Source organism: Streptomyces sp. NPDC126510, from assembly GCF_040302345.1.
Classification (GTDB): domain Bacteria; phylum Actinomycetota; class Actinomycetes; order Streptomycetales; family Streptomycetaceae; genus Streptomyces.
In genome coordinates this window covers 21254-44930 of record NZ_JBEORR010000020.1, presented here as the reverse complement: position 1 = coordinate 44930, position 23677 = coordinate 21254, and the positions used below count along the sequence as shown (strand labels likewise).

The following is a 23677-nucleotide window of genomic DNA, read 5'->3' as shown; positions in this document are numbered from 1 at the left end:
CTTGTCAGCCGCGCCGGGCGCGGGGATCCAGGGCGTCCCGGACGCCGTCCCCGAGCAGGTTGAGTGCCAGCACGAGGAGGAAGAGCAGGACGCCGGGCACGAAGAGGTACATCGGGTCCTGCAGGAAGAACTGGGAGGCGTCCGAGAGCAGCGCTCCCCAGTCGGGGTTGGGCGGGATGACGCCCACGCCCAGGTACGACAGCGCCGCCTCGGTGGTGATGTTCTGCGGGACGGCGAGCGCGAAGGAGATCAGGATCGGCGCCCACAGGTTGGGCAGCAGCTGCCGGAACAGGATGTGCCGACGGCCGGCGCTCATCAGCCGCGCGGCATCGACGAACTCCCGCTCGCGCAGGGACAGTACCTGCCCGCGCACCAGGCGGGCGGTGTACGCCCAGGCGAACACCGCGATGTTGAGGACCAGGACGAGCAGCCGGAGGTTCTCGTCGGTGCCGCCGTGGCTGTTGGTCTGCAGGGCGTTCTGGATCACCGGGGTGAGCGCGATGATGAACAGCAGCTGGGGGAACGCCAGCATCACGTCCATGATCCGGGACAACAGGGAGTCGACCCAGCCGCCGAAATATCCGGCGGCGAGCCCGGCCACCACACCGACCGCGGTGGACAGCAGGGCCGAGGCGAAACCCACCCAGAGCGAGGTGCGCAGGCCGTAGACGATGCGGGCGAACAGGTCGTAGCCCGTGCCCGGCTCGACGCCGAGCAGGTGCTTGGCGCTGATGCCGCCCAGCGATCCGTAGGGGAAATTGCCCGTGTCCGGATTGATCGCCTTGTTGTCGGGAGTGATCGGCCCCCAGCCGGTCAGTGCGGTGAGCACCGGGGCGAGGAGCGCGATCGCGATGAACAGGAGGGTGGCCGCCAGGGCGATCGTGGTGACCTTGTCCCGCCTGATCCGCCGCCAGGCCATCCGGGCCGGTGAGCGGCCGGCGACTGCCGTGCCGTCGGGTCTGGAGCCTTGGGCCGACGGCTCGGTCAGCAGCGCGGTGCCGCCGCCGGTGTCGACCGGCTGGTGTTGCGTGGTCATCGTACGGACATCCCGGATCTGCCCCTGGGGCAAGGAAATTGAGTGGCGGTCGTTGCTTCCGCCGTGAGACTCTGCGGACTTTCGCAACCGTGTGCGAGCCCGGTCAAGCCGCGCAGGGGCGAGAAAAGGGATTGTTTGCTGAGATGGAAAAGTGTTGACGAGTGCAGGGAATGTGATTACCCGGGGCGTGAGCGTTCGCGGGAGATTCCTTGGGCAGCGATTGGCCGTGGCCACGCCGTTGTTTCCTTTTGCTTTTCCCTCGGAATCCCCCGTGCCGGGTAAAGGGGACGGGCGGCGGGCCCGGCGTCAGCCGACCGGCACTCCGGCCTCCAGATAGAGCGCGGCTCCCCGTTCACGTGCGCGCAGGGCCCAGCGCAGCCGCTCGTAGCGCACGGGGGGCAGCAGGTCGGCGGCCTCGGCCTCGGTGACGAACCGCCAGGCGCGCAGTTCCGGGCCGGGGAGCAGCAGCCGGCCTGCCTCGGCGGAGTGCAGCAGGCCGCCGTCGAAGAGGAGACGCAGACCGCCGAACGCGGGGGGCGCTGGGCGCTCCCAGTCGACGACGAGCAGGCTCGGCACCTCGTCGAGGTGGATGCCGGTCTCCTCGGCGACCTCCCGCATGCCGGCGCGCGCGGGTGCCTCACCGGGTTCGACGACACCGCCGGGGAACTCCCAGCCGGCCTTGTACGTGGGGTCGACGAGCAGCACCCGGTCCTCCTCGTCGAAGAGGAGCACCCCGGCGGCGACGGTCTCGGCGGTGGGCTCGGGCGTCTGCACGATGTCGCAGACGGGCACGGACCCGTCGGTCACGGCCCCGGCGATGCGCACGGCCGTCTCGTACGGAGTGAGGTCGCTGGTGTCGACCGGGTGGGCGTCGGCGGTGAGCCAGGAGGCGAGGGCGGTCCGGTACGGCTCGATGTGGTCGAAGGACCACTGGCGTATTCGCATGTCCCCGTCGGGAAGGTCCCGCGGCACCTCACGACCCGCTATTCGTTCCCGCAGTATCGTTTCGGCCGGGGCGAGCAGGATGTGGCTGACCGGAATCCTGCGCGCGGCGAGGCCGCCGAAGATCTCGTCGCGGTACTCCTGGCGCAGCAGGGTCATGGGCACGACGAGGGTCCCGCCGAGCTCGGCGAGCATCGCGGCCGCGGTGTCGATCACGAGCCGTCGCCAGATCGGCAGGTCCTGGAAGTCGCCGACCTCGGCGAGGCGTTTGGGCGGCAGCAGGTGGGCTAGCGCGCCACCGATGACCTCCGGGTCGAAGAGCGTGCTGTTCGGGATCAGTTCGATCAGTTCCCGAGCGGTGGTGGTCTTCCCCGCACCGAACGCGCCGTTGATCCAGACGACGGTCACAGGTCCCCCTCTTCTGTTGGCCCCCTGAGGCTTGCCCGCTCCACCCTGCCACGGAAACCAGCCGCAGTTGAGGGCGCATGACGACGGCGCCGACGCCCCCCTCTCACACAGGGAGCGCCGGCGCCGTGGGCCGCGGCCGGGGCGACTCGTCAGCCCTTCTTGTGGGCGGCCTTCTTCGCGCCCTTCTTCTGAACGCCCTTCTTCTTCTGTACGCCGTCCTTCCCGTCCACGGACAGGCCCTCTCCGCCGACCGTCTGGTCGAGCGTCTTGAGGGTCTCGTCCACGTTGATGGCGGGGATCTTCTCTCCGATGGCGTGCGACGGGGTGATCGCCGCGACGGCGAAGCCGGTGGCCAGGGAGGCGATGGCGAGCATGCTGCGCTTCTTCATGCCCCACCCAACTGCCGGACGGGCCCCGGGGTCACGCCACTGGGCCGTTCGGGCGAAGCGGCGGCTTCATTCGGGGCCGGTGCCCCAGGTGCCGGAGCCGCCGCCGCGCCACTCGATGAGCCCGGACGCCGCCACGTACGCCGCGTCCGCGTCCTCGATCCCCGCCCGCCGCAGGAACTCGGCGACGTCGAGCGGCCCGTAGGCGATGCCGAGGAACTGGTCGTCCACACGGACCCGGCGGCCGCCGTCCGCGGCGGGCGGGTAGACCACGACGGGTTTCACGGACGCCATGGCACCAGGGTGCGCGGCGACGGTGCCGGCCGCGCGCCGGGATGGGCCGTTCAGCCCGCCTTCCGCGTCGGCCGGAACTCGTGGACGTCGGCGGTGAGGGTGCCGTCCTGCTGCTCGTAGTGGGACAGGGCGAGGCCGAGACCGAAGAAGGTGGGCGCCCATTCACCGACGAAGATGCCCCAGCGGTCGGCGCGGGCGAGGCCGGTGCCGCCCTCCACCTTCATGGAGCCCATCCAGGCGACGACGCTGAGGCCGATGGAGGCCATGCCGGCCATGTAGGCGTGCTCGCTGCGGACGCCCATCTCGTGCATCTTCCTGATGATCATCTGCGGCTCCGTTCCGTGGGGGATTCAGGAGACGGAGTGCCCGCGACAGGTGCCGATAATCACCGCATTTGTACTTTATATCTGACATGGAGGCCGTGAGGCGAGTAATGCGGGGCTCGCCTCACGGCCTCCGAAGACCCCGTCAGGCGCCCACGTAGGCCGCCAGGTGCTCGCCGGTCAGCGTGGAGCGGGCCTCGACGAGATCGGTCGGGGTGCCCTCGAAGACGATCCGCCCGCCGTCGTGGCCCGCGCCGGGGCCGAGATCGATGATCCAGTCGGCGTGCGCCATGACCGCCTGGTGGTGCTCGATCACGATGACCGACTTGCCGGAGTCGACAAGCCGGTCGAGGAGGCCGAGCAGCTGCTCCACGTCCGCGAGGTGGAGCCCGGTGGTCGGCTCGTCGAGGACGTACACGCCGCCCTTCTCGCCCATGTGCGTGGCCAGCTTGAGCCGCTGCCGCTCGCCGCCGGACAGCGTGGTGAGCGGCTGGCCGAGGGTGAGGTAGCCGAGCCCGACGTCCGCGAGCCGCTGCAGGATGCGGTGCGCGGCGGGCGTACGGGCCTCACCGCCGGCGAAGAACTCCTCGGCCTCGGACACGGGCATCGCCAGCACCTCGCTGATGTCCCGGCCGCCGAGGCGGTACTCCAGCACCGACGCCTCGAAGCGTCTGCCCTCGCACTCCTCACAGGGCGTGGCCACGCTCTGCATGATCGCCAGGTCGGTGTAGATGACGCCGGCGCCGTTGCAGGTGGGGCAGGCGCCCTCGGAGTTGGCGCTGAACAGGGCCGGCTTCACGCCGTTGGCCTTGGCGAAGGCCTTGCGGATCGGATCGGCCAGTCCGGTGTACGTCGCCGGGTTGCTGCGCCGGGAGCCGCGGATCGGAGTCTGGTCGATCGCCACCACGCCCTCTCCCCCCGCCTGCCGGGGCAGTGCGCCGTGCAGCAGGGAGCTCTTGCCGGAGCCCGCGACGCCGGTGACGACGGTGAGGACGCCGAGCGGGATGTCGACGTCGACGTCGCGCAGGTTGTTCGCCGAGGCGCCCCGGATCTCCAGCGCGCCGGAGGGCTTGCGGACGGTCGCCTTGACCTTGGCCCGGTCGTCGAGGTGACGGCCGGTGACGGTGCCGCTGCCCCGCAGTCCTTCCAGACTGCCCTCGAAACAGACGGTGCCGCCCGCCGTGCCGGCGCCGGGGCCGAGGTCCACGACATGGTCGGCGATGGCGATCGTCTCCGGCTTGTGCTCCACGACCAGCACGGTGTTGCCCTTGTCCCGCAGGCGCAGGAGCAGGTTGTTCATCCGCTCGATGTCGTGCGGGTGGAGGCCGATGGAGGGCTCGTCGAAGACGTAGGTGACGTCCGTGAGAGAGGAGCCGAGGTGGCGGATCATCTTGGTGCGCTGCGCCTCGCCGCCGGAGAGCGTGCCCGACGCCCGGTCGAGCGAGAGGTAGCCGAGGCCGATCTCCACGAACGAGTCGAGGGTGTGCCGGAGCTTGGTGAGCAGCGGCGCCACCGAGGGCTCCTCCAGCCCGCGCACCCACTCCGCCAGGTCGCGGATCTCCATGGCGCAGGCGTCGGCGATGTTCACCTTGCCGATCTTCGATGAACGGGCGAGCTCGCTGAGCCGGGTGCCGTCGCACTCGGGGCACCGGGAGAAGGTGACCGCCCGGTCCACGAAGGCCCGGATGTGCGGCTGCATCGACTCGCGGTCCTTGGACAGGAACGTCTTCTGCAGCTTCGGGATCAACCCCTCGTAGGTGAGGTTGACGCCGTTGATCTTCACCTTGACCGGCTCGCGGTACAGGAAGTCGTGCCGCTCCTTCTTGGTGTACTGGCGGATCGGCTTCTCCTTGTCGAAGAAGCCCGACTCGGCGATGACCCGCACCACCCAGCCGCCCCCGGTGTAGGTGGGGATGGTGAACGGGTCCTCGGACAGCGACTTGGAGTCGTCGAAGAGCTGGGTGAGGTCGATGTCGGAGACCGTGCCCCGGCCCTCGCAGTGTGTGCACATGCCGCCGGTGCGGCTGAAGGACACCTTCTCGGTCCTGGTCTTGTCGGCACCGCGGTCCACCGTGAAGCCGCCGCTCGCCGAGACCGAGGCGGTGTTGAAGGAGAACGCGCCGGGCGGGCCGATGTGCGGGGTGCCGAGCCGGCTGAAGAGGATCCGCAGCATCGCGTTGGCGTCGGTGGCGGTGCCGACGGTGGAGCGGGGGTCGGAGCCCATGCGCTGCTGGTCGACGGCGATCGCGGTCGTCAGCCCGTCCAGGACGTCGACCTCGGGCCGGGCCAGGTTCGGCATGAACCCCTGGAGGAAGGCGCTGTAGGTCTCGTTGATCAGCCGCTGCGACTCCGCGGCGATCGTGTCGAACACCAGCGAGCTCTTGCCCGAACCGGAGACACCGGTGAACACCGTGAGCCGGCGCTTCGGAATCTCGATGCTGACGTCCCTGAGGTTGTTCTCGCGCGCACCGTGCACACGGATCACGTCATGGCTGTCGGCAACGTGCGGCCCGGGCGACTGTCTGTCCGTCGTCGTGGCCTTGCTCATGGGGTCTCCATCTGTCGGGCGGCGCTGCCGCGCTCGGGCGATCTCGTTCCCCCGCGCCGGCTCCCGGGGAGCGGCGCGGGGAAGGTGCGGTTCGGGGGCTGCTACGGCGCCTTCAGCTGCTGGATGCGGACCATGTTGCCCGCGGGGTCGCGGAAGGCGCAGTCGCGAACGCCGTAGGGCTGGTCAACCGGCTCCTGGACCACCTCGGCGTCGCCCGCCTGCACCCGCTCGAAGGTGGCGTCGACGTCGGTGGTGGCCAGGACGATGCTGGCGTAGGTGCCCTTGGCCATCATCTCGGCGATGGTGCGGCGCTCGTCATCGGTGACACCGGGATCGGCGGCCGGCGGGTGCAGCACGATGTTCGTGCCGGGCTGGCCGACGGGGCCGACCGTGATCCAGCGCATGCCTTGGTACCCGACGTCGTTTCTGACTTCGAAGCCGAGGGTGTCGCGGTAGAACGCCAGGGCGGCGTCCGGGTCGTCGTGCGGAAGGAAACTGGCGTGAATGCGAAGGTCCATGGCCATCACGCTAGTTTCGGCCCGGGGTGGGCGCTTCTCGATTCCTGATCGGTCTGGTCACCTGCTTCGCCACGCACGACGGAATCCCCGACGTCGCGCGCGCCGCCTCGCGCCGGTAGGCACTGGGCGGCATGCCCACCAGCTCGGTGAAACGGGTGCTGAAGGTGCCCAGCGACGCGCAGCCGACCTCGAAGCACACCTCGGTGACGCTGAGGTCCCCTCGGCGCAGCAGCGCCATCGCACGCTCGATGCGCCGCGTCATGAGATAGCTGTACGGCGACTCGCCGTACGCCTGCCGGAACGCGCGGCTGAGGTGCCCGGCCGACATGTGCACGCCCCGCGCGAGCGCCTCGACGTCCAGGGGTTTGGCGTACTCCCGGTCGATGCGGTCCTTGACGCGCCGCAGTCGGGCGAGGTCGCGCAGATGCTGCGCCGAGGCGGGTCTGCTGCTCACAAGCGCGATCGTGCCACATCGCACGCACGTGCGGCCGAATTCCGGCTAAACGGACCGGACCGGTCCGTATCGCCCCGACCGGGGTGACCGTCCCGCCGATCCCGCACCGGCCCGCATCACGCCACCGCAGGATGAACGTTCCTGCCGGATCGGTCCGGTCTCACACCCCGGCCGCCGCCGTGTCCGTCCGCTTCGCCAGTGCTGCCGCCGCCGCGCCCACCAGCCCCGCGTCGGTGCCCATCTGCGCCGGTGCCACGGTCAGGTGGCGGACGAAGGACAGCGTCGCGTAGGAGCCCAGGGCCTTGCGCAGGGGGTCGAACAGGACGCCGCCCGCCTTGCCCACTCCCCCGCCGATCACGGCGATGTCGATCTCCACGAGAGTCGCCGTGGCGGCGATCCCGGCAGCCAGGGCCTGGGCGGCACGCTCGAAGGAGGCGACGGCGACCGGGTCGCCCGAGCGGGCGGCGGCGGCCACCGCGGCGGCGGAGGTGTCCCCGTCCGGGCCGGGCCGCCAGCCGTTCTCCAGAGCGCGCCGGGCGATGTTGGGGCCGCTCGCGATGCGTTCCACACAGCCGTGCGAGCCGCACGGGCACAGATCGCCGTCGAGATCGACGCTGATGTGGCCGATGTGGCCCGCGTTGCCGGTGGGCCCGGGGTGCAGCCGGCCGCCGAGCACCAGGCCGCCGCCGACGCCGGTGGAGACGACCATGCACAGCGCGTTGTCATGGCCCCGGGCGGCGCCCTGCCAGTGTTCTGCCGCGGTGATCGCCACACCGTCGCCGATCAGCTCGACGGGCAGGTCACCGGCGGCGGCCCGGACACGGGCGACGAGCGGGTAGTCGCGCCAGCCGGGCACGTTCACCGGGCTCACCGTGCCCGCGGAGGCGTCCACGGGCCCGGCACTGCCGATGCCCACGGCCGAGGCACGCTCCCACAGCGGCGACGCGGCGAGCTCGCCGAGCACCTCCGTCACGGCACGCATCACGATGTCGCCGTCCTCCCGGGCGGGCGTCGGCCGCTGGGCGCGGACCAGGATCCGGCCGTCACCGTCCACCAGAGCGCCGGCGATCTTGGTGCCGCCGATGTCGAGCGCGGCCACGAGGTCGGTGTGCATCAGTGTCGGATCTCCCCGTCGGGCATGAGAAAACGCCGGTAAAGGCCATCAAGCAGGGCAAGCAGTAGGCCCGTCCCACGGCGGTGCGCGGGCCGGAGAGTGCGGTGGACAGTGTCCCCCGAGCCTGACAACGTTGTCCAGGCTCTATGCTCGACGCCACATCCTCATACAAACAGAGGATCGACGCATCCCCCGTGGACGACAGGACAGGACACCGCACCGTGCCCCAGAGCCCCCTCCGATCCGCAGCGCGCTACGGCACCCGGCCGACCATGAAGGACGTAGCCGCACGCGCCGGAGTCGGCCTCAAGACGGTCTCCCGTGTCGTGAACGGGGAGCCGGGGGTCACTCCGGAGACGGAGCAACGGGTCCAGGAGGCGATCGACGCCCTCGGCTTCCGCCGCAACGACAGCGCCCGGGTGCTGCGCAAGGGCCGCACGGCGAGCATCGGCCTCGTGCTGGAGGACCTCGCGGACCCGTTCTACGGGCCGCTGAGCCGGTCGGTCGAGGAGGTGGCCCGCGCGCACGGTGCCCTGCTGATCAACGGCTCCAGCGCGGAGGACCCCGAGCGGGAACAGGAGCTGGTGCTGGCCCTGTGCGCGCGGCGGGTGGACGGGCTGGTGGTGATTCCGGCCGGGGACGACCACCGGTATCTGGAGCCGGAGCTCAAGGCGGGGGTCGCCACGGTGTTCGTGGACCGCCCGGCCGGGCACATCGACGCCGACGTGGTCCTGTCGGACAACTACGGCGGCGCCCGCGGCGGCGTCGCCCACCTCATCGCGCACGGCCACCGCCGGATCGGCTTCATCGGCGACATGCCCCGGATCCACACCGCCGCCGAACGGTTGCGCGGCTACCGGGCCGCCATGGAGGACGCGGGCATACCGGTGGCGGAATCCTGGATGTCCCTCGGCGTCACCGGCCCCGAGCGGGTACGCAGGGCGGCCGAGGCGATGCTGACCGGCCCTGACCCGGTCACGGCGATCTTCGCGGGCAACAACCGGGTGACGGTGACCGTGATCCGTGTCCTCGCCGAGCAGGCCCGCCGTGTCGCCCTGGTCGGCTTCGACGACATCGAGCTCGCCGACCTGCTCCAGCCGGGCGTCACGGTCGTGGCCCAGGACGCGGCGGACATCGGCCGCACCGCGGCGGAACGTCTCTTCCGGCAGCTGGACGGGACCCCGGTCACCCCCGAGCGCATCGAGCTGCCGACCCGGCTGATCACCCGCGGCTCGGGCGAGATCCCCCCGGCGGACTGAGCGGCCGATGGACGACGCCACCGATCGCACGCTGCGGGCACTCGGCCTGGCCGGGGCGCCGCGCGAGCACCCCCTCCTGTACCCGGGGGCGTGGCCCGCCGATTCCGGGCTGCTCGACGGGGACCGCTTCCTGCCGCTGGAGCAGCTGGTGTACGCGGACCGCACTCCGGTCATCGCCATCGGCTCGAACGGCTGTCCCGGGCAGTTGCGGCACAAGATGACCGAGTTCGGGATCGCGGCGCCGCTGCCCATGGTGAAGGCGCGGGTGACGGGCGTCGACGCCGGTGTCTCCGCCCATGTGAGCCGCATGGGGTACGTCTCCGCCTCGCCGGTCGGCGCCCCGGGCACCGTGCGGGAGTTGTTCGTCCTGTGGCTCGACGCCGAGCAGCTCGGGGTGATCGACGCGAGCGAGGGCGTGCCGGTGCAGGGCGGCAACTTCGACCGGGCCTGGCTGCCGTCGCCCGACGTCCGGATCGACCTCGCGGACGGCACCCGGCTGCCCGGGGCGTACGCCTACGTCAACCGGCACGGTGTCCTCCACGACGGCGCGGGCACGCCGCGCACCCACCCGGGTGAGCGGGAGCTGCTGACCGAGCTCCTCGTCGGGCTGCCGCGTCTGCGGGAGCTGTTCGGCGTCGTGCCCGAGGAGTTCTGCGCGCGGGCGCGGGGAGACCGGCGGCTGTGCGAGCGGGGCACGCGGCTGTTCGTCGAGGAGAAGCTGGTGACGGCCTCCGGACTCGAGCGGTACGTGGCCGCCGCGGCGCGGGGTCAGCAGACCGGGAGCCCGGGGACCGGCCCGTCGTTGTCGCCGCCCTTGATGTAGACGTCGCTGACCCAGACGTCCGTGTTGCCGCTGTCGTCGTCGGTCTTCGCCCACCAGACGTTGGTCCACTTCCCGGACGTCTCGCGGCGGCCCAGGTTCTCCTGGCAGTAGAAGTAGTTGGTGCCCGCCTTGAGGATGCCGGCCTTGGCGCCGGCGGCGGTGTAGGAGTCGGCGGTCTTCCAGACCTGGCAGTTGTACTTGCCGCCGCCGATGGCGTGACAGGCCGGGGCCGGGGTGGTCGAGCCGCCGCCGGTCGTGGCTCCGCCTCCCGAACCGCCGCCTGGGGTGGTGCCGCCTCCGGCGGTGGCGCCCCCGGTCGTTTTCCCGGGAGCCGGAGTGGTCGCCCGGCCGGTGGGCTCGGGGTCCTTCCGGTCAGCGGTCTTCCCGGAGGATGCCCTGTCCTCGGAGTCACCCTGTTCCGTGGACCTCGGGGCGTTCGAGCCGTCGTCCGGTCCACCGGGCTCGGCTGACCTGCCGTCCGCACCGACGGCGCCGGTCCGCGTGCCGGTCTCCTTGTCGCCGGAGTCGTCGCCGAGCAGGGCGATCGTGGTACCGGCGGCGGCCAGGACGACGGTGACGGCCGCGGCGGCCAGCAGGACGCGCGCCTTACGGCGGGGGGCGGTGCGGCCGGGGTTCATCGGGCCGGTGGGTGCGGTGCTGCCGGCTGCGAGCGGGCCGACACCCTGAGGGCCGGTGCCGGGGCCCGACGTCGTGGGGTGGCCCGGCCCCGAGGCCTGCGTGTCGGTTCCTGCGTGCGCGGGGTTCCCGGACACCGGCGGCCCCGGGGTGTCGCCGCCCTCGTCGGGTCCGGCCGCGTCCTGCTGCGGGGGCCCGAACCCCGGGGGAACCGACGGGACACTGCGCTCCGTCTCCGCGCGCGAGGGCGCGATCGCGGGGCCGCGCAGGGCGGATGTCGGTGTGTCCGAGCCGCCGGTGTCCACGACGGCTTGGAGCAGTGCGCGGGCCTGGTCGGCCTCCGGGCGGGACTCGGGGCGCTTGTCCAGCAGCCGCTGCAGGACGGGCCCGAGGGGGCCCGCGCGGCGGGGCTCCGGCAGCGGCTCGGAGACGATCGCGGTGAGCGTGGAGAACGTCGACGTGCGGCGGAAGGGCGAGGAGCCCTCGACGGCCGCGTACAGCGTGGCGCCCAGGGCCCAGATGTCGGAGGCGGGGCCCGGATCGGCACCCTGGGCACGCTCGGGGGCCAGGTAGTCGAGGGAGCCGACGAGTTCGCCGCTGCGGGTGAGGTGCGTGGCCGAACCGTCCCCGGGATCGTCCATCGTGGCGATGCCGAAGTCGGTGAGGACGACCCGGCCCGTGCGGTCGAGCAGGATGTTGCCCGGTTTGACGTCCCGGTGCAGGACGCCCGCGCGGTGTGCGGCGGCCAGCGCGTCCATGACCTTGGCGCCGATCCCGGCCACCTCACCCGGGTCCAGCGTGCCGCGTTCGCGCAGGACGTCGTCCAGGGACGGCCCGTCGACCAGTTCCATGACGATGACCGGGCGGCCGTCGACCTGGGCGATGTCGTGCACGGCGATGACGCCGGGGTGGCGCACCCGGGCCGCCGCACGCGCCTCGCGTTGCATCCGCAGCTGCAGAGCGGCCAGTTCGGGGCCGGCCGCGTCGGTGTAGGTGCGCAGTTCCTTGACCGCGACCTCACGGCCGAGGACCTCGTCGACGGCCTTCCATACGACACCCATGCCGCCGCGGCCCAGCGCCGCCGTGACGCGGTAGCGCCCCGCCAGCAGCCGTCCGGCACCGTCCGTCCGCCCGTGCTCCCCCGTCGACACCGCTGCCCCGTTCCTGTGACCCCACCGGATGCGCCGACGACCGACACCGTCAGTGCGTGGCGTACAGACTACGGGCCGTCGGTGACGGCGACAGGCGTCGGTGACGGCTGTGACACGGCCGGTACGTGCCGGCCGGCACGGTCAGGCGGAGGCCGTCAGATCCCCGCGGCGAGGCGCCGCGAAGCTCTCCAGGTCCGCCCGGGTCAGACCGGCCAGGCGCGCGACCTCACCGTTGTCCAGGGCTCCGCAGTCCAGGCCGCGCAGCAGGTAGCCACTGAGGGCCTTGGCGGTGGCGGGCTCGTCCATGACGTCGCCGCCGGTGCGGTTGGCGTAGCGGGACAGGCGGGTGGCGGCCTGCTCGAAGCCCTCGCGGTAGAAGGCGAAGACGGCCGCGTAGCGGGTGGGGATGTGCCCGGGGTGCATGTCCCAGCCCTGGTAGTAGGCGCGGGCCAGGGCGCGGCGGGTGAGGCCGTAGTGCAGGCGCCAGGCGGCGTGGACCTTGGCGGTGGGGCCGACGGGCAGGACGTTGGTGGAGCCGTCGGAGACCCGTACGCCCGTGCCGGCCGCCGCGACCTGCATGACGGCCTTGGCGTAGTCCGCGGCAGGGTGGTCACTGGCCTGGTGCGCGGCGGAGACGCCGAGGCAGGCGCTGTAGTCGAAGGTGCCGTAGTGCAGTCCGGTGGCGCGGCCCTCGGCTGCCTGGATCATGCGGGCGACGGTGGCGGTGCCGTCGGCGGCGAGGATGGACTGGCTTGTCTCGATCTGGATCTCGAAACCGATCCGACCCGGCTCCAGGCCGTGGGCCTTCTCGAAGGCGTCCAGCAGGCGCGCCATGGCGGTGACCTGCTCGGCGTACGTCACCTTCGGCAGGGTGAGGACCAACCCGTCGGGCAGGCCACCGGCCTCCATCAGGCCGGTGAGGAAGATGTCGAGGGTGCGGATGCCCCGGGCGCGTACGGGCGCTTCCATGCACTTCATGCGGATGCCCATGTACGGGGCTGCGGTGCCGTCCTCGTAGGCCTCGGCGATCAGCCGGGCGGCGCGGGCGGCGGCCTCGTCCTCCTCGGCGTCGGGGCGGTTGCCGTAGCCGTCCTCGAAGTCGACGCGCAGGTCCTCGATCGGCTCGCGCTCCAGCTTGGCCCGCACGCGCGCGTGGACGGGCTCGGCGAGTTCCTCGGAGAGGCCGAGGACGGCGGCGAAGGACGCGGCGTCCGGGGCGTGTTCGTCGAGTGCGAGGAGGGCCCGGTCGCCCCAGGAGCGGACGGTGTCGGCGGCGAAGGCATCGCCGGGTACGTAGACGGTGTGGACGGGCTGACGGGTGCCGGGGTCTCCGGGGTAGCGGCGCTCCAGCTCGGCGTCGACCGGCGCGAGGGAGGCGCTGATCTCCTCGCCGACGGCTCCCGCGAGGCTCGTCGCCACCTTCTCCTGCCGGCCCTGACCCATTGCGAGACCCTCCATTTTCCGCACAGCGGAATCAACAATCCGTAGAACGAAGTTATCGGCCGACCTTCGCCCTGGTCAACACCATCCTGACGTGGAATTCCCCATGCCTCCCTCTAGATCACTGCCGATCGGCCCTCTTCTTCCGTAATCAGAAGGCAAGCTTCATCCTGACGTGCAAGGGGAGGGAGACCACGTGCCGAACGAGGCCGGCGTGACGCGCCGCCACGGGCTCAAGGCGGCGGCAGCCGCCGCCGTCGCAGGGCCGCTGCTCACCACCGCGGGTCCCACACACCACGCTTCCGCCGGCGAGCACCCGGGCGCCCTGAACGTCATGACGTTCAACGTGCGCTTCGCGACCGTCGTCGACGAGACACCGCGCTGGGCCGTGCGCCGGCCGGTGATGCGAGAACTGCTGCGCCGTGAGCGACCGCACGTCATCGGCACCCAGGAAGGGCTCTACCGGCAGGTGCGCGCGATCGAGAAGGATCTCGGCGCGCACTACGACTGGATCGGCACCGGACGCGCGGGCGGCAGCAAGGACGAGTTCATGGCGGTGTTCTACGACACGCGCAGACTCGAGCCGATCGAGTTCGATCACTTCTGGTTGTCCGACACCCCGCGCACGATCGCCTCGAACACCTGGGGCGCGGACTGGCTGCGCATGGTGACCTGGGTCCGTTTCGCCGACCTCGCCGACGACGGCCGGGAGTTCTACGTTCTCAACACCCACCTGGACAGCGTCAGCCAGTACGCCCGGGAACGCTCGACCGAGCTCATCGGCGAGACGATCGCCGGGTGGGACCGGTCGTCACCGGTCGTCGTCACCGGCGACTTCAACGCGGCCGCTCACGACAACCGGGTGTACGACCTCATGCTGGACATCGGACTGGTGGACGCCTGGGACACGGCGGCCTCGCGGGGGCCCGCGTACGGGACGCACCACGGCTACCGGGAGCTCAAGCCCGGCGGGCGGCGCATCGACTGGATCCTCACCACACCCGGGGTGAGCACGCACCGGGCCGGGATGAACACCTTCAGCATGGACGGGACGTATCCGAGCGACCATCTGCCGGTGCAGGCCTCGATGACCCTGGGATGAGAAGAGGCCCCCGTGACCGTTCGCGCGGTCACGGGGGCCTCTCACAGCCGGTCGATCAGCCCTTGCGGGTCTTGATCTCCTCGGTCAGCGCCGGGACGACGTCGAAGAGGTCGCCGACGACGCCGTAGTCGACGAGGTCGAAGATCGGGGCCTCGGCGTCCTTGTTGATCGCCACGATCGTCTTCGAGGTCTGCATACCGGCGCGGTGCTGGATCGCACCCGAGATGCCGTTGGCGATGTACAACTGCGGCGAGACCGACTTGCCGGTCTGGCCGACCTGGTTGGTGTGCGGGTACCAGCCGGCGTCCACCGCGGCACGCGAGGCACCGACAGCGGCACCGAGGGAGTCGGCGAGCGCCTCGATGATCGCGAAGTTCTCCGCGCCGTTGACACCACGGCCACCGGAGACCACGATCGCGGCCTCGGTCAGCTCCGGACGGCCCGTCGACTCACGCGGCGTACGGCCGGTGACCTTGGTGCCGGTGGCCTGGGCGGAAAAGCTCACGGACAGGGCCTCGACCGCGCCGGCGGCCGGGGCGGCCTCGACGGCCGCGCTGTTGGGCTTGACCGTGATGACCGGGGTGCCCTTGGAGACACGGGACTTGGTGGTGAAGGACGCGGCGAACACGGACTGCGTGGCCACCGGGCCCTCGTCGCCGGCCTCCAGGTCGACGGCGTCGGTGATGATGCCGGAGCCCAGACGCAGCGCCAGGCGCGCGGCGATCTCCTTGCCCTCGGCGGAGGAGGGGACCAGCACGGCGGCCGGGGACACGGCCTCGTGGGCGGCCTGGAGGGCGTCGACCTTCGGTACGACCAGGTAGTCGGCGTACTCGGCGGCCTCGTGGGTGAGGACCTTGACCGCGCCGTGCTCGGCGAGCGTGGCGGCGGTGTCGGCGGCGCCGTTGCCCAGCGCGACGGCGACCGGCTCGCCGATGCGGCGGGCCAGGGTCAGCAGTTCCAGGGTGGGCTTGCGGACGGCACCGTCCACGTGGTCGACGTAGACGAGAACTTCAGCCATGGGACTTCTTCTCTCCTGCTTGCGAAAGATGAGGGGCGGTCAGCGAAAGGGCTCAGATGAACTTCTGGCCCGCGAGGAACTCAGCGAGCTGCTTGCCGCCCTCGCCCTCGTCCTTGACGATCGTGCCCGCGGTGCGGGCCGGGCGCTCGGCCGCGCCGTCGACCGTGGTGTAGGCACCCTCCAGGCCGACCTCCTCGGCCTCGAGGTCCAGGTCGGACAGGTCCCAGGACTCCACCGGCTTCTTCTTGGCCGCCATGATGCCCTTGAAGGAGGGGTAACGCGCCTCGCCCGACTGGTCGGTCACCGACACGACCGCCGGGAGGGAGGCCTCCAGGTTCTCGGAGGCGGCGTCGCCGTCGCGGCGGCCCTTGACCGTGCCGTCCTCCACGGAGACCTCGGAGAGCAGGGTGACCTGCGGGACGCCCAGACGCTCGGCGAGCAGCGCGGGCACGACGCCCATGGTGCCGTCGGTGGAGGCCATACCGGAGACGACCAGGTCGTAGCCGGCCTTCTCGATCGCCTTGGCCAGGATCAGGGAGGTGCCGATGGCGTCGGTGCCGTGGATGTCGTCGTCCTCGACGTGGATCGCCTTGTCCGCGCCCATGGACAGCGCCTTGCGCAGGGCGTCCTTGGCGTCCTCGGGGCCCACCGTCAGGACGGTGATCTCCACGTCGTCGTCGGAGTTCTCGGAGATCTGCAGCGCCTGCTCGACCGCGTACTCGTCGAGCTCGGAGAGCAGACCGTCCACGTCGTCCCGGTCGACGGTCAGGTCATCGGCGAAGTGCCGGTCGCCAGTGGCGTCGGGCACGTACTTCACAGTGACAACGATCCTCAAGCTCACGCCGGCTCTCCTACTGCATCGTCATTTCCATGCTGCCTACTTGCAGGCAGCATAGGCGCCTCTAGCGTCCGATCCCGGTCGGGGCGAACCCACGCCCCGAGCGAAATATTACTCGTCAGTACACCCAGTTCGTTCCCGCTAAGCAAGCGCTTTGAACTGTGACCTTCGCAACGCAGCGTAACCGGAACTCGACGGTCACGCAGCCCGGGGGGACCCCCGCGTTCAGTCGCCCAGACGCTGGAAACGTCCCTGGTGGTAGAGGAGCGGACGGCCGGTGCCAGAGGGATCGCCGTCCACGACCTCGGCGATCACGAGCCGGTGGTCTCCGGCGGGGACGCGCGCGACGATCCGGCCCACCAGCCAGGCGAGCACGCCGTCGAGGACGGGAACCCCCTCGGGCCCCTCCCGCCAGGCGGTGGGCGGGGCGAAGCGGTCGGCGCCGCTGCGGGAGAAGGTGGCGGCCAGCTCCTGCTGGTGCTCACCGAGGATGTGGACACCGACGTGGTCCGCCGTCGCGATGGCGGGCCAGCTGGACGCGCCGGTTCCGACACCGAAGGACAACAGCGGCGGCTCGGCGGACACCGACGTCAGGGAGGTGGCGGTGAAGCCCACCGGGCCGGCTTCGCCACGAGCGGTGATGACGGCGACTCCCGCCGCGTGCCGCCGGAAGACCGAGCGCAGGAGGTCGGGCGTGGCGAGAAGGTCCGCAGGCATGGGGTCAGGCTGACGATAAATGGTACGCGCAGTCAAGTTCGTTCCGTGATGCGGGAGATGACTCACTGACGCCGTCACGCCCGTCACACCGCCTCTCCCAGTGCCGCGATCACGTCGGCCTTGCGCGGCTGCCCCGTGGCGCGCCGCACCACCCGGCCGTCGGCGTCCAGCACGAGCACGGTCGGGGTTTTGAGGATGTCCAGCCGCCGCACGAGGTCGAGGTGGGCCTCGGCGTCGATCTCGACGTGGGTCACGCCCGGCACGACGCCGGCCACTTCGCCGAGGACCCTGCGGGTCGCCCGGCAGGGCGCGCAGAACGCGCTGGAGAACTGCACGAGCGTGGCCCGCTCGCCGAGTTCCGCGCCGAGCTCCGCCGCATCGAGCCGCTTGCCGTCGTCGCGCCCGCGCACCCGCACTCTCCCGCTCCGCCGCCGCTGCAGCACTCCGTAGGCGCTCGCCACCGCGAGCACCACCACGCACACCACCAGTCCGGTCATCACCTCCTGCAAGCGTTCACGAGACCGCAAAGATTCCCGCCCCCGTAATGCGGCCACGCTGCGGAATGCTTGGTTCCCATGGACATCGATGCGAGAGGGCCGCGTTTCGGCGCGGCCGTCACGACCGCCGTGCTGGCGGTCGTGCTGGTCACGGGAAGCGCCTGGCTGCTGGCCTGGCAGACACTGGCGTTCCTGCTGGGCGCGGCGGGCGGGGTCGGCCGCTCCCCTTACGGCCTGCTGTTCGCCAAGGCGGTCCGGCCGCGACTCGGGCCGCCGACGGAGTTCGAGGCGCCCGAACCGCCGCGCTTCGCCCAGGCGGTGGGACTGCTTTTCGCCGGACTCGGGCTCGTCGGCTACACCCTGGGACCCGGCTGGCTGGGCCTCGCGGCCACCGGCGCCGCGCTCGCCGCCGCCTTCCTGAACGCGGCGTTCGGGTACTGCCTGGGTTGCGAGTTGTACCTGCTCGTGCGACGGGTGGCGGTCCGCGCGGAGTAATGGGGACGCAAAAGCACGAGGTGGGAAGCTGCGGACGACGTGACGAGAATCTCGCCGCATACGGGCACGAGGACTGGCTACCCGGCCGTTCTTCGGGCACGATCTGCGACAAGCCGTAAACCTACGGCTGCGTAACTTCTCCACTGGGAATCCCTTCCCAGGCCGAGCAGGAAGGGTCCGTACCGCCCATGGCAGAGCTCGTCTACCGTCCCGTCGTCGGTTTCGCCCGCACGCTGTTCAAGGTGTGGGACCTCAAGATCGACTGCCAGGGTTCGGAGAACATCCCGCGCTCGGGCGGCGCCGTACTGGTGAGCAATCACATCAGCTACCTGGACTTCGTCTTCGACGGCCTGGCGGCCCTGCCGCAGAAGCGTCTGGTGCGTTTCATGGCGAAGGAGTCGGTCTTCCGGCACAAGATCTCCGGCCCGCTGATGCGCGGGATGAAGCACATCCCGGTGGACCGCAAGCAGGGCGAGGCGGCCTACGCGCACGCCCTGGACTCGCTGCGGTCGGGCGAGATCGTCGGGGTCTTCCCGGAGGCGACGATCTCGCAGTCGTTCACGCTGAAGAGCTTCAAGTCGGGCGCCGCGCGCCTGGCGCAGGAGGCCGGCGTCCCGCTGATCCCGATGGCGGTGTGGGGCACACAGCGGCTGTGGACCAAGGGCCACCCGCGCAACTTCAAGCGCAGCCACATCCCCATCACGATCCGGGTGGGCGAGGCGATCGAGGCGTCCCGCGACAAGTACGCGGGCGCCATCACGCGCCAGCTGCGCGAGCGCGTCCAGGAGCTCCTCGAGGCCGCCCAGCGCGCCTACCCCGTCCGCCCCAAGGGCCCGGACGACACCTGGTGGATGCCGGCCCACCTCGGCGGCACGGCCCCGACGCCGGAGCAGGTGCGGGCGGCCGAGGCGCACTGAAGCCGTCCGGCGGCCCTCAGGCGGAGGACTCCGGAGCGCGTACGGCGATGTCGGCACCCGGGCTGAACCTCGCCAGCAGCTCGGCGAGTTCCGCGGCGGCCGCCGCCACTTCGGCGACCGGCATCGGCGCCAGGCTCTCCAGCAGGAAGACGCCCGATGCCGTCCCCTCGGTGAGCCGGGTGCGCGGGCCCTGACGCCAGTTCCAGCGACGGCAGGTGACGCCCACGTCGTCGCGCCACACCACTTCGCCCGCGTCGGGGTGCTCGACGGTCTCCTCCCCGCCGGCGACGGTCACGAAGTCCTCCTCCCCTGTGGCGCGGATCAGCCGCATGCCGCCCTCGACGCGGTCGAGGTCTTCCCCGCCGACCGGGATCAGATGGGCGACGGAGACGGCGTTGTAGAGGTCGACGAGCAGGTTGACGCGGGGCAGCCCGGCCTCCGAGAGAGCCCGCTTGGCCAGCGCCTCCGCGGAGTTGCGGGTCCTGGACGGCTTCGAGCCGAACGCCGTGTAGGTCTCGCGCCAGGCGGCCATGTGCGGGTCCTCGTGCGGGGCGCGCCCCTCCAGTCGTACGGCCAGCCGCCGTGCCGCGTCATCGAGGAGCTCCGAACTTGCCGGACTGCTGGGCCCGTTGACCAGGCCGTGCGCCTCGATCGCGACGTGCGTGAAGCCGGGCGCGAGAGCGCGTACGTCGTCGGACACGGTCAGCGTGAGCGTCATGGTCGCCTTGCCTCAGAGTGCGGTGGGGAGCGTCTGCCACAGGTGCGGCCGGTCGCGAGCCGCCGTGAGAACGTTCAGTACGACCGGATGCGGTGCAGCATACAGCACCGGATAGTCCAGTTCATTGGACGCACGATCGGGCGTGAAGGCGAGCCGCTCGCCGTCGAGGGAGAACTGTGCGTCGACGCCGGGCTTGTTGCCCCGGGGATCCTGCCGGTGCCACGCACCGTTGAACCGCACGGCGACCAGCCCGTGCACCTCGTCGAACTTCTGATAGCAGAGCGCGGTGGGGATGTCCTCGGCTCGCAGCAGCGCGGCCAGCGCGTGGGCCTTGGCGTAGCAGATACCGGTGCGTTGCTCCAAGACGTCGGAGGCGCGCCAGGTGACGCGGGGATCGCCGGAGTCCTGCGAGTGCGGAATGGTGTCGCGCACGAACTCGAAGGCCGCCCGCGCATACCCATACGAGTCGTCCACCCCATCAGCGAGCCTCGCCGCGGTCTCGCGGACGAGCGGGTGGTGGTCGATCACCTCGTCAGCGGCCAGATAGGCGGAGAGGTCGGGCGTTTGCTGGATGAGCTGCATGCAGGCAGAGCGTAGAGAGGAGGCACTCCTCCGTCAATTTATTTACGCTCTGCCGTATATTCATGCATGCTCGCTCAGCGGGCCATCTCCTCCTTGAGCGCCGCCACGAACGTGTCCACGTCGTCCTCGGTCGTGTCGAACGCGCACATCCAGCGGACGTCGCCCGCCGTCTCGTCCCAGAAGTAGAAGCGGAACCGCTTCTGGAGGCGCTCGCTCACGTCGTGCGGCAGGCGGGCGAAGACCGCGTTGGCCTGCACCGGGTAGAGGATCTCCACACCGTGCACGGCCCGCACGCCCTCGGCGAGGCGCTGGGCCATCTCGTTGGCGTGTCCGGCGTTGCGCAGCCACAGGTCCCGGGCGAGCAGGGCCTCCAACTGCACCGAGACGAACCGCATCTTGGAGGCGAGCTGCATGGACAGCTTGCGCAGGTGCTTCATGTGGCTCACGGCGTCCTGGTCGAGGACCACGACGGCCTCGCCGAACAGGGCGCCGTTCTTGGTGCCGCCCAGGGAGAGGATGTCGACGCCGGCGGCGTTGGTGAGCGTCCGCATCGGGACGTTCAGGCTTGCGGCGGCGTTGGCCAGCCGCGAGCCGTCCAGGTGCACCTTCATGCCGTGACCGTGGGCGTGCTCGCAGAGGGCGCGTATCTCCTCCGGCGTGTAGACCGTGCCCAGTTCGGTGGCCTGCGCGATGGAGACGACCTGCGGCATCGCGCGGTGCTCGTCGTCCCAGCCGTACGCCTGCCGGTCGATCAGCTCGGGCGTGAGCTTGCCGTCGGGCGTCGGAACGGTCAGCAGCTTCAGGCCGCCGACCCGCTCCGGGGCCCCGCACTCGTCGACGTTGATGTGCGCGCTCTCCGCGCAGATCACCGCGCCCCAGCGGTCGGTGACCGCCTGGAGCGCGACGACGTTCGCGCCGGTGCCGTTGAAGACCGGGAACGCCTCGGCCGTCGGCCCGAAGTGGCTGCGGACCACCTGCTGGAGGTTCTCGGTGTAGGCGTCCTCGCCGTATGCGACCTGGTGCCCGCCGTTGGCCAGGGCCAGGGCGGCGAGCACCTCCGGGTGGGCCCCGGCGTAGTTGTCGCTGGCGAAACCGCGGACCTCTGGGTCGTGATGACGGCGGGCGTCGGTCCTCGGCGGGTTCACGGCTTCTCGGTGAGCCACAGACGGTTTCCGTTCACTTCGGCGGCGGGCTTCTCCCAGACCTCGGTGATGGCCTCGGCCAGGTCCTTGACGTCGGTGAAGCCCGCGAACTTCGCGTTGGGTCGATCGGCGCGCATCGCATCGTGGACCAGCGCCTTGACCACCAGGATCGTGGCCGCCGAGGTCAGGCCCTCGGGGCCCCCGGCCTTGCGGAAGGCGTCGGCCAGAGCGAGCGTCCACGCCTCGGCGGCGGCCTTGGCGGCGGCGTAGGAGGCGTTGCCCGCCGTCGGCTTCGAGGCACCGGCGGCGCTGATCAGGACGTATCGCCCCTGGTCGCTGCGCTGCAGGCTCTCGTAGAACGCCAGCGAGGTGTGCTGCACGGTGCGGATCAGCAGCAGTTCGAGGAAGTCCCAGTCGTCGAGACTCGACTTGATGAAGGTTTCGCTGCCGCGCCAGCCGCCCACGAGGTGGACGAGGCCGTCGACGCGGCCGAAGTCCTTCTCGATGTGGGCGGCCCAGTCACGGGTGGACTGGAGGTCCAGCAGGTCGACGGGTTCGCCGGTGACCGTCGCCCCGCCGGACGCGTACCGAGCCGCGTCCACGGCCTCCGCCAGCCGCTCCGGGTCGTTGTCCGCGGCGGCGACCGTGGCCCCCGCCTCGGCCAGTCGCAGGATGGCCGCCCGGCCCGCGGGGCCGCCCGCTCCGGCCACCGCGATCACCGCACCGCTGAGAGCTCCGTTCCCCGCCATCGCCTTCGCCTCCTGAGCAGTGTTCCCGGTCTTGCGGAAGACTCCGCCGCTCACGCGGCGATCCGCTCGGCGCCGTCCGCCGTGATGCCCTTGGTGGAGGCGATCACGTTCTTCAGCTTCTTGGACAGTGCCTCATAGAACATGCTCAGCGGAAACTCGTCCGGAAGCACGTCATCGACGAGTTTGCGCGGCGGCTGCGTCGTGTCGAGGGCGTCGGGTCCCTTGGCCCACTTGGAGCCCGGGTGCGGGGAGAGGTACGTCGAGACCAGCTCGTAGCCGGCGAACCAGTGGACGAGCTTCGGGCGGTCGATGCCGTCGCGGTACAGGTCCTCGATCTCGGCGCACAGCTGGTTGGTGACCTGCGGGGCGCGCTCCCAGTCGATGGTGAGCTTGTTGTCGGTCCAGCGGACGACGTCGTGCTTGTGCAGGTAGGCGAAGAGGAGCTGGCCGCCGAGACCGTCGTAGTTGCGCACGCGCTCGCCGGTGACCGGGAAGCGGAACATGCGGTCGAAGAGGACCGCGACCTGCACGTCACGGGCCTGCGGGACGCCGTCGGCCGAGAGCTTCACGGCCTCCTTGAAGGCGGTGAGGTCGCAGCGCAGCTCCTCGAGGCCGTACATCCAGAACGGCTGGCGCTGCTTGATCATGAAGGGGTCGAAGGGCAGGTCGCCGTGGCTGTGGGTGCGGTCGTGGACCATGTCCCACAGGACGAACGCCTCTTCGCAGCGCTTCTGGTCGTGGACCATCGCGGCGACGTCCTCGGGCAGCTCCAGGCCCAGGATGTCGACGGCGGCCTCGGTCACGCGGCGGAAGCGGGCGGCCTCGCGGTCGCAGAAGATGCCGCCCCAGGTGAACCGCTCCGGGGCCTCGCGCACGGCGATGGTCTCGGGGAACAGGACGGCGGAGTTGGTGTCGTAGCCGGCCGTGAAGTCCTCGAACTTGATGCCGCAGAACAGCGGGTTGTCGTAGCGGGTGCGCTCCAGCTCGGCCAGCCAGTCCGGCCAGACCATGCGCAGCACGACCGCCTCGAGGTTGCGGTCCGGATTGCCGTTCTGCGTGTACATCGGGAAGAGGACGAGGTGCTGGAGGCCGTCCGCGCGGTTCGCGGCGGGCTGGAAGGCCAGCAGCGAGTCGAGGAAGTCGGGCACCCCGAATCCGCCGTCGGCCCACCGGGTCAGGTCCTTGACCAGGGCCTCGTGGTAGGCGCCGTCGTGCGGGAGCAGGGGGGAGAGCTCCAGGACGGCGTCGGCGACCTGGCGGACCGCGAGCTCGGCGTCGGCCGGGTCGGGCGCGCCCTCGGCGGCGAAGTCGATCGACCCGTCCTTGGACTGCCATGGCCGGATCCGCTCCACGGCATCCTTGAGCACGGGCCATGCCGGGTGGTCCACCACCCTGGCCACGGGAGGAAGGGCTTCCTCCGAACCCACCTGCACAAGAATTTCCGTCATGTCCCACCTTCCACGGGAGAATCTCACGTATGCAGACCGTATACACACGAGGTTCCTCCCAGCAAGGGTGAACCCGGGAAATTATCCTGCCCGACCCTGTGCTTCACCGCACTTTTTCCTGT

The 23677-nt window shown here is 71.0% G+C and carries 25 protein-coding genes; 5 read left to right on the top strand and 20 right to left on the bottom strand.

Annotated features, from left to right (window positions below):
- Window positions 1–4 precede the first annotated feature (4 nt).
- The 9 genes from ABTX60_RS26450 to ABTX60_RS26410 form a co-directional block, all read right to left on the bottom strand.
- Complete coding sequence (locus ABTX60_RS26450; protein WP_352099499.1) at window positions 5–1036, bottom strand: ABC transporter permease; 1032 nt, start codon at window positions 1034–1036, stop codon at window positions 5–7.
- 306 nt (window positions 1037–1342) lie between these two features.
- Window positions 1343–2386 carry an NUDIX hydrolase gene (locus ABTX60_RS26445; RefSeq protein WP_352099498.1) on the bottom strand — a complete coding sequence of 348 codons (1044 nt, stop codon included), beginning with the start codon at window positions 2384–2386 and terminating at the stop codon, window positions 1343–1345.
- Between the two features lie 149 nt (window positions 2387–2535).
- Window positions 2536–2775: a hypothetical protein gene (locus ABTX60_RS26440; protein WP_352099497.1), complete on the bottom strand. Its 240-nt coding sequence runs from the start codon at window positions 2773–2775 to the stop codon at window positions 2536–2538.
- A gap of 66 nt (window positions 2776–2841) precedes the next feature.
- Entirely contained in the window at window positions 2842–3066 is a 225-nt protein-coding gene (locus ABTX60_RS26435; RefSeq protein WP_352099496.1) for a hypothetical protein, read from the bottom strand.
- 50 nt (window positions 3067–3116) lie between these two features.
- Complete coding sequence (locus ABTX60_RS26430) at window positions 3117–3392, bottom strand: hypothetical protein (RefSeq protein WP_352099495.1); 276 nt, start codon at window positions 3390–3392, stop codon at window positions 3117–3119.
- Window positions 3393–3534: 142 nt separating this feature from the next.
- Window positions 3535–5937: an ATP-binding cassette domain-containing protein gene (locus tag ABTX60_RS26425; protein WP_352099494.1), complete on the bottom strand. Its 2403-nt coding sequence runs from the start codon at window positions 5935–5937 to the stop codon at window positions 3535–3537.
- A 101-nt stretch (window positions 5938–6038) separates the two neighbouring features.
- Window positions 6039–6455, bottom strand: a complete 417-nt coding sequence (locus ABTX60_RS26420; protein ID WP_352099493.1) for a VOC family protein — start codon at window positions 6453–6455, stop codon at window positions 6039–6041.
- 10 nt (window positions 6456–6465) lie between these two features.
- Entirely contained in the window at window positions 6466–6909 is a 444-nt protein-coding gene (locus tag ABTX60_RS26415; RefSeq protein ID WP_352099492.1) for a helix-turn-helix transcriptional regulator, read from the bottom strand.
- Between the two features lie 160 nt (window positions 6910–7069).
- The gene (locus ABTX60_RS26410) at window positions 7070–8023 is read right to left on the bottom strand and encodes an ROK family protein (RefSeq protein WP_352099491.1); all 954 of its coding nucleotides are present in this window, start codon (window positions 8021–8023) and stop codon (window positions 7070–7072) included.
- 146 nt (window positions 8024–8169) lie between these two features.
- Here ABTX60_RS26410 and ABTX60_RS26405 point away from each other — a divergent pair, with 146 nt between their 5' ends.
- Together ABTX60_RS26405 and ABTX60_RS26400 are read left to right on the top strand one after the other, a co-directional pair.
- Window positions 8170–9282, top strand: coding sequence for a LacI family DNA-binding transcriptional regulator (locus ABTX60_RS26405; RefSeq protein WP_502992397.1), 1113 nt, complete (start codon window positions 8170–8172; stop codon window positions 9280–9282).
- A 7-nt stretch (window positions 9283–9289) separates the two neighbouring features.
- A complete protein-coding gene (locus tag ABTX60_RS26400) occupies window positions 9290–10105 on the top strand; it encodes a hypothetical protein (protein ID WP_352099489.1) in 816 nt (271 codons plus the stop codon).
- Here the strand turns inward: ABTX60_RS26400 and ABTX60_RS26395 are convergent.
- Both ABTX60_RS26395 and ABTX60_RS26390 read right to left on the bottom strand, forming a co-directional pair.
- A complete protein-coding gene (locus tag ABTX60_RS26395) occupies window positions 10051–11892 on the bottom strand; it encodes a serine/threonine-protein kinase (protein ID WP_352099488.1) in 1842 nt (613 codons plus the stop codon). The genes ABTX60_RS26400 and ABTX60_RS26395 overlap by 55 nt on opposite strands.
- 141 nt (window positions 11893–12033) lie before the next feature.
- Window positions 12034–13335: a DUF6986 family protein gene (locus ABTX60_RS26390; RefSeq protein ID WP_352099487.1), complete on the bottom strand. Its 1302-nt coding sequence runs from the start codon at window positions 13333–13335 to the stop codon at window positions 12034–12036.
- A 193-nt stretch (window positions 13336–13528) separates the two neighbouring features.
- Here ABTX60_RS26390 and ABTX60_RS26385 point away from each other — a divergent pair, with 193 nt between their 5' ends.
- On the top strand, window positions 13529–14434 hold the full coding sequence (locus tag ABTX60_RS26385) for an endonuclease/exonuclease/phosphatase family protein (RefSeq protein ID WP_352099486.1): 906 nt from the start codon (window positions 13529–13531) through the stop codon (window positions 14432–14434).
- Between the two features lie 55 nt (window positions 14435–14489).
- Here ABTX60_RS26385 and ABTX60_RS26380 read toward each other — a convergent pair whose 3' ends face one another.
- The 4 genes from ABTX60_RS26380 to ABTX60_RS26365 all read right to left on the bottom strand — a co-directional run bounded on the left by ABTX60_RS26380 (window position 14490) and on the right by ABTX60_RS26365 (window position 17504).
- Window positions 14490–15452 (bottom strand): electron transfer flavoprotein subunit alpha/FixB family protein, encoded by a 963-nt coding sequence (locus ABTX60_RS26380; RefSeq protein ID WP_352099485.1) that lies wholly within the window; start codon window positions 15450–15452, stop codon window positions 14490–14492.
- A gap of 52 nt (window positions 15453–15504) precedes the next feature.
- Window positions 15505–16293 carry an electron transfer flavoprotein subunit beta/FixA family protein gene (locus ABTX60_RS26375; RefSeq protein WP_053668510.1) on the bottom strand — a complete coding sequence of 263 codons (789 nt, stop codon included), beginning with the start codon at window positions 16291–16293 and terminating at the stop codon, window positions 15505–15507.
- A 222-nt stretch (window positions 16294–16515) separates the two neighbouring features.
- Entirely contained in the window at window positions 16516–17007 is a 492-nt protein-coding gene (locus ABTX60_RS26370) for a flavin reductase family protein (RefSeq protein WP_352099484.1), read from the bottom strand.
- Window positions 17008–17090: 83 nt separating this feature from the next.
- Entirely contained in the window at window positions 17091–17504 is a 414-nt protein-coding gene (locus tag ABTX60_RS26365) for a thioredoxin family protein (protein WP_352099483.1), read from the bottom strand.
- 78 nt (window positions 17505–17582) lie between these two features.
- Here ABTX60_RS26365 and ABTX60_RS26360 point away from each other — a divergent pair, with 78 nt between their 5' ends.
- Together ABTX60_RS26360 and ABTX60_RS26355 are read left to right on the top strand one after the other, a co-directional pair.
- Window positions 17583–17999 (top strand): DUF4395 domain-containing protein, encoded by a 417-nt coding sequence (locus ABTX60_RS26360; RefSeq protein WP_352099482.1) that lies wholly within the window; start codon window positions 17583–17585, stop codon window positions 17997–17999.
- A 188-nt stretch (window positions 18000–18187) separates the two neighbouring features.
- Window positions 18188–18916, top strand: coding sequence for a lysophospholipid acyltransferase family protein (locus tag ABTX60_RS26355; protein ID WP_351640982.1), 729 nt, complete (start codon window positions 18188–18190; stop codon window positions 18914–18916).
- 16 nt (window positions 18917–18932) lie between these two features.
- Here the strand turns inward: ABTX60_RS26355 and ABTX60_RS26350 are convergent, their stop codons facing one another.
- From ABTX60_RS26350 to ABTX60_RS26330, 5 genes are all read right to left on the bottom strand, one after another.
- Window positions 18933–19634 carry a B3/B4 domain-containing protein gene (locus ABTX60_RS26350; RefSeq protein ID WP_352099481.1) on the bottom strand — a complete coding sequence of 234 codons (702 nt, stop codon included), beginning with the start codon at window positions 19632–19634 and terminating at the stop codon, window positions 18933–18935.
- Window positions 19635–19646: 12 nt separating this feature from the next.
- Window positions 19647–20216: a transglutaminase domain-containing protein gene (locus tag ABTX60_RS26345; RefSeq protein WP_352099480.1), complete on the bottom strand. Its 570-nt coding sequence runs from the start codon at window positions 20214–20216 to the stop codon at window positions 19647–19649.
- Window positions 20217–20290: 74 nt separating this feature from the next.
- On the bottom strand, window positions 20291–21361 hold the full coding sequence (locus ABTX60_RS26340) for a threonine aldolase family protein (protein ID WP_352099479.1): 1071 nt from the start codon (window positions 21359–21361) through the stop codon (window positions 20291–20293).
- Window positions 21358–22107 carry an SDR family NAD(P)-dependent oxidoreductase gene (locus ABTX60_RS26335; RefSeq protein WP_352099597.1) on the bottom strand — a complete coding sequence of 250 codons (750 nt, stop codon included), beginning with the start codon at window positions 22105–22107 and terminating at the stop codon, window positions 21358–21360. Before ABTX60_RS26335 ends, ABTX60_RS26340 begins: the two co-directional genes overlap by 4 nt.
- Window positions 22108–22157: 50 nt before the next feature.
- Window positions 22158–23555, bottom strand: a complete 1398-nt coding sequence (locus tag ABTX60_RS26330) for a DUF6421 family protein (protein ID WP_352099478.1) — start codon at window positions 23553–23555, stop codon at window positions 22158–22160.
- Window positions 23556–23677 lie beyond the last annotated feature (122 nt).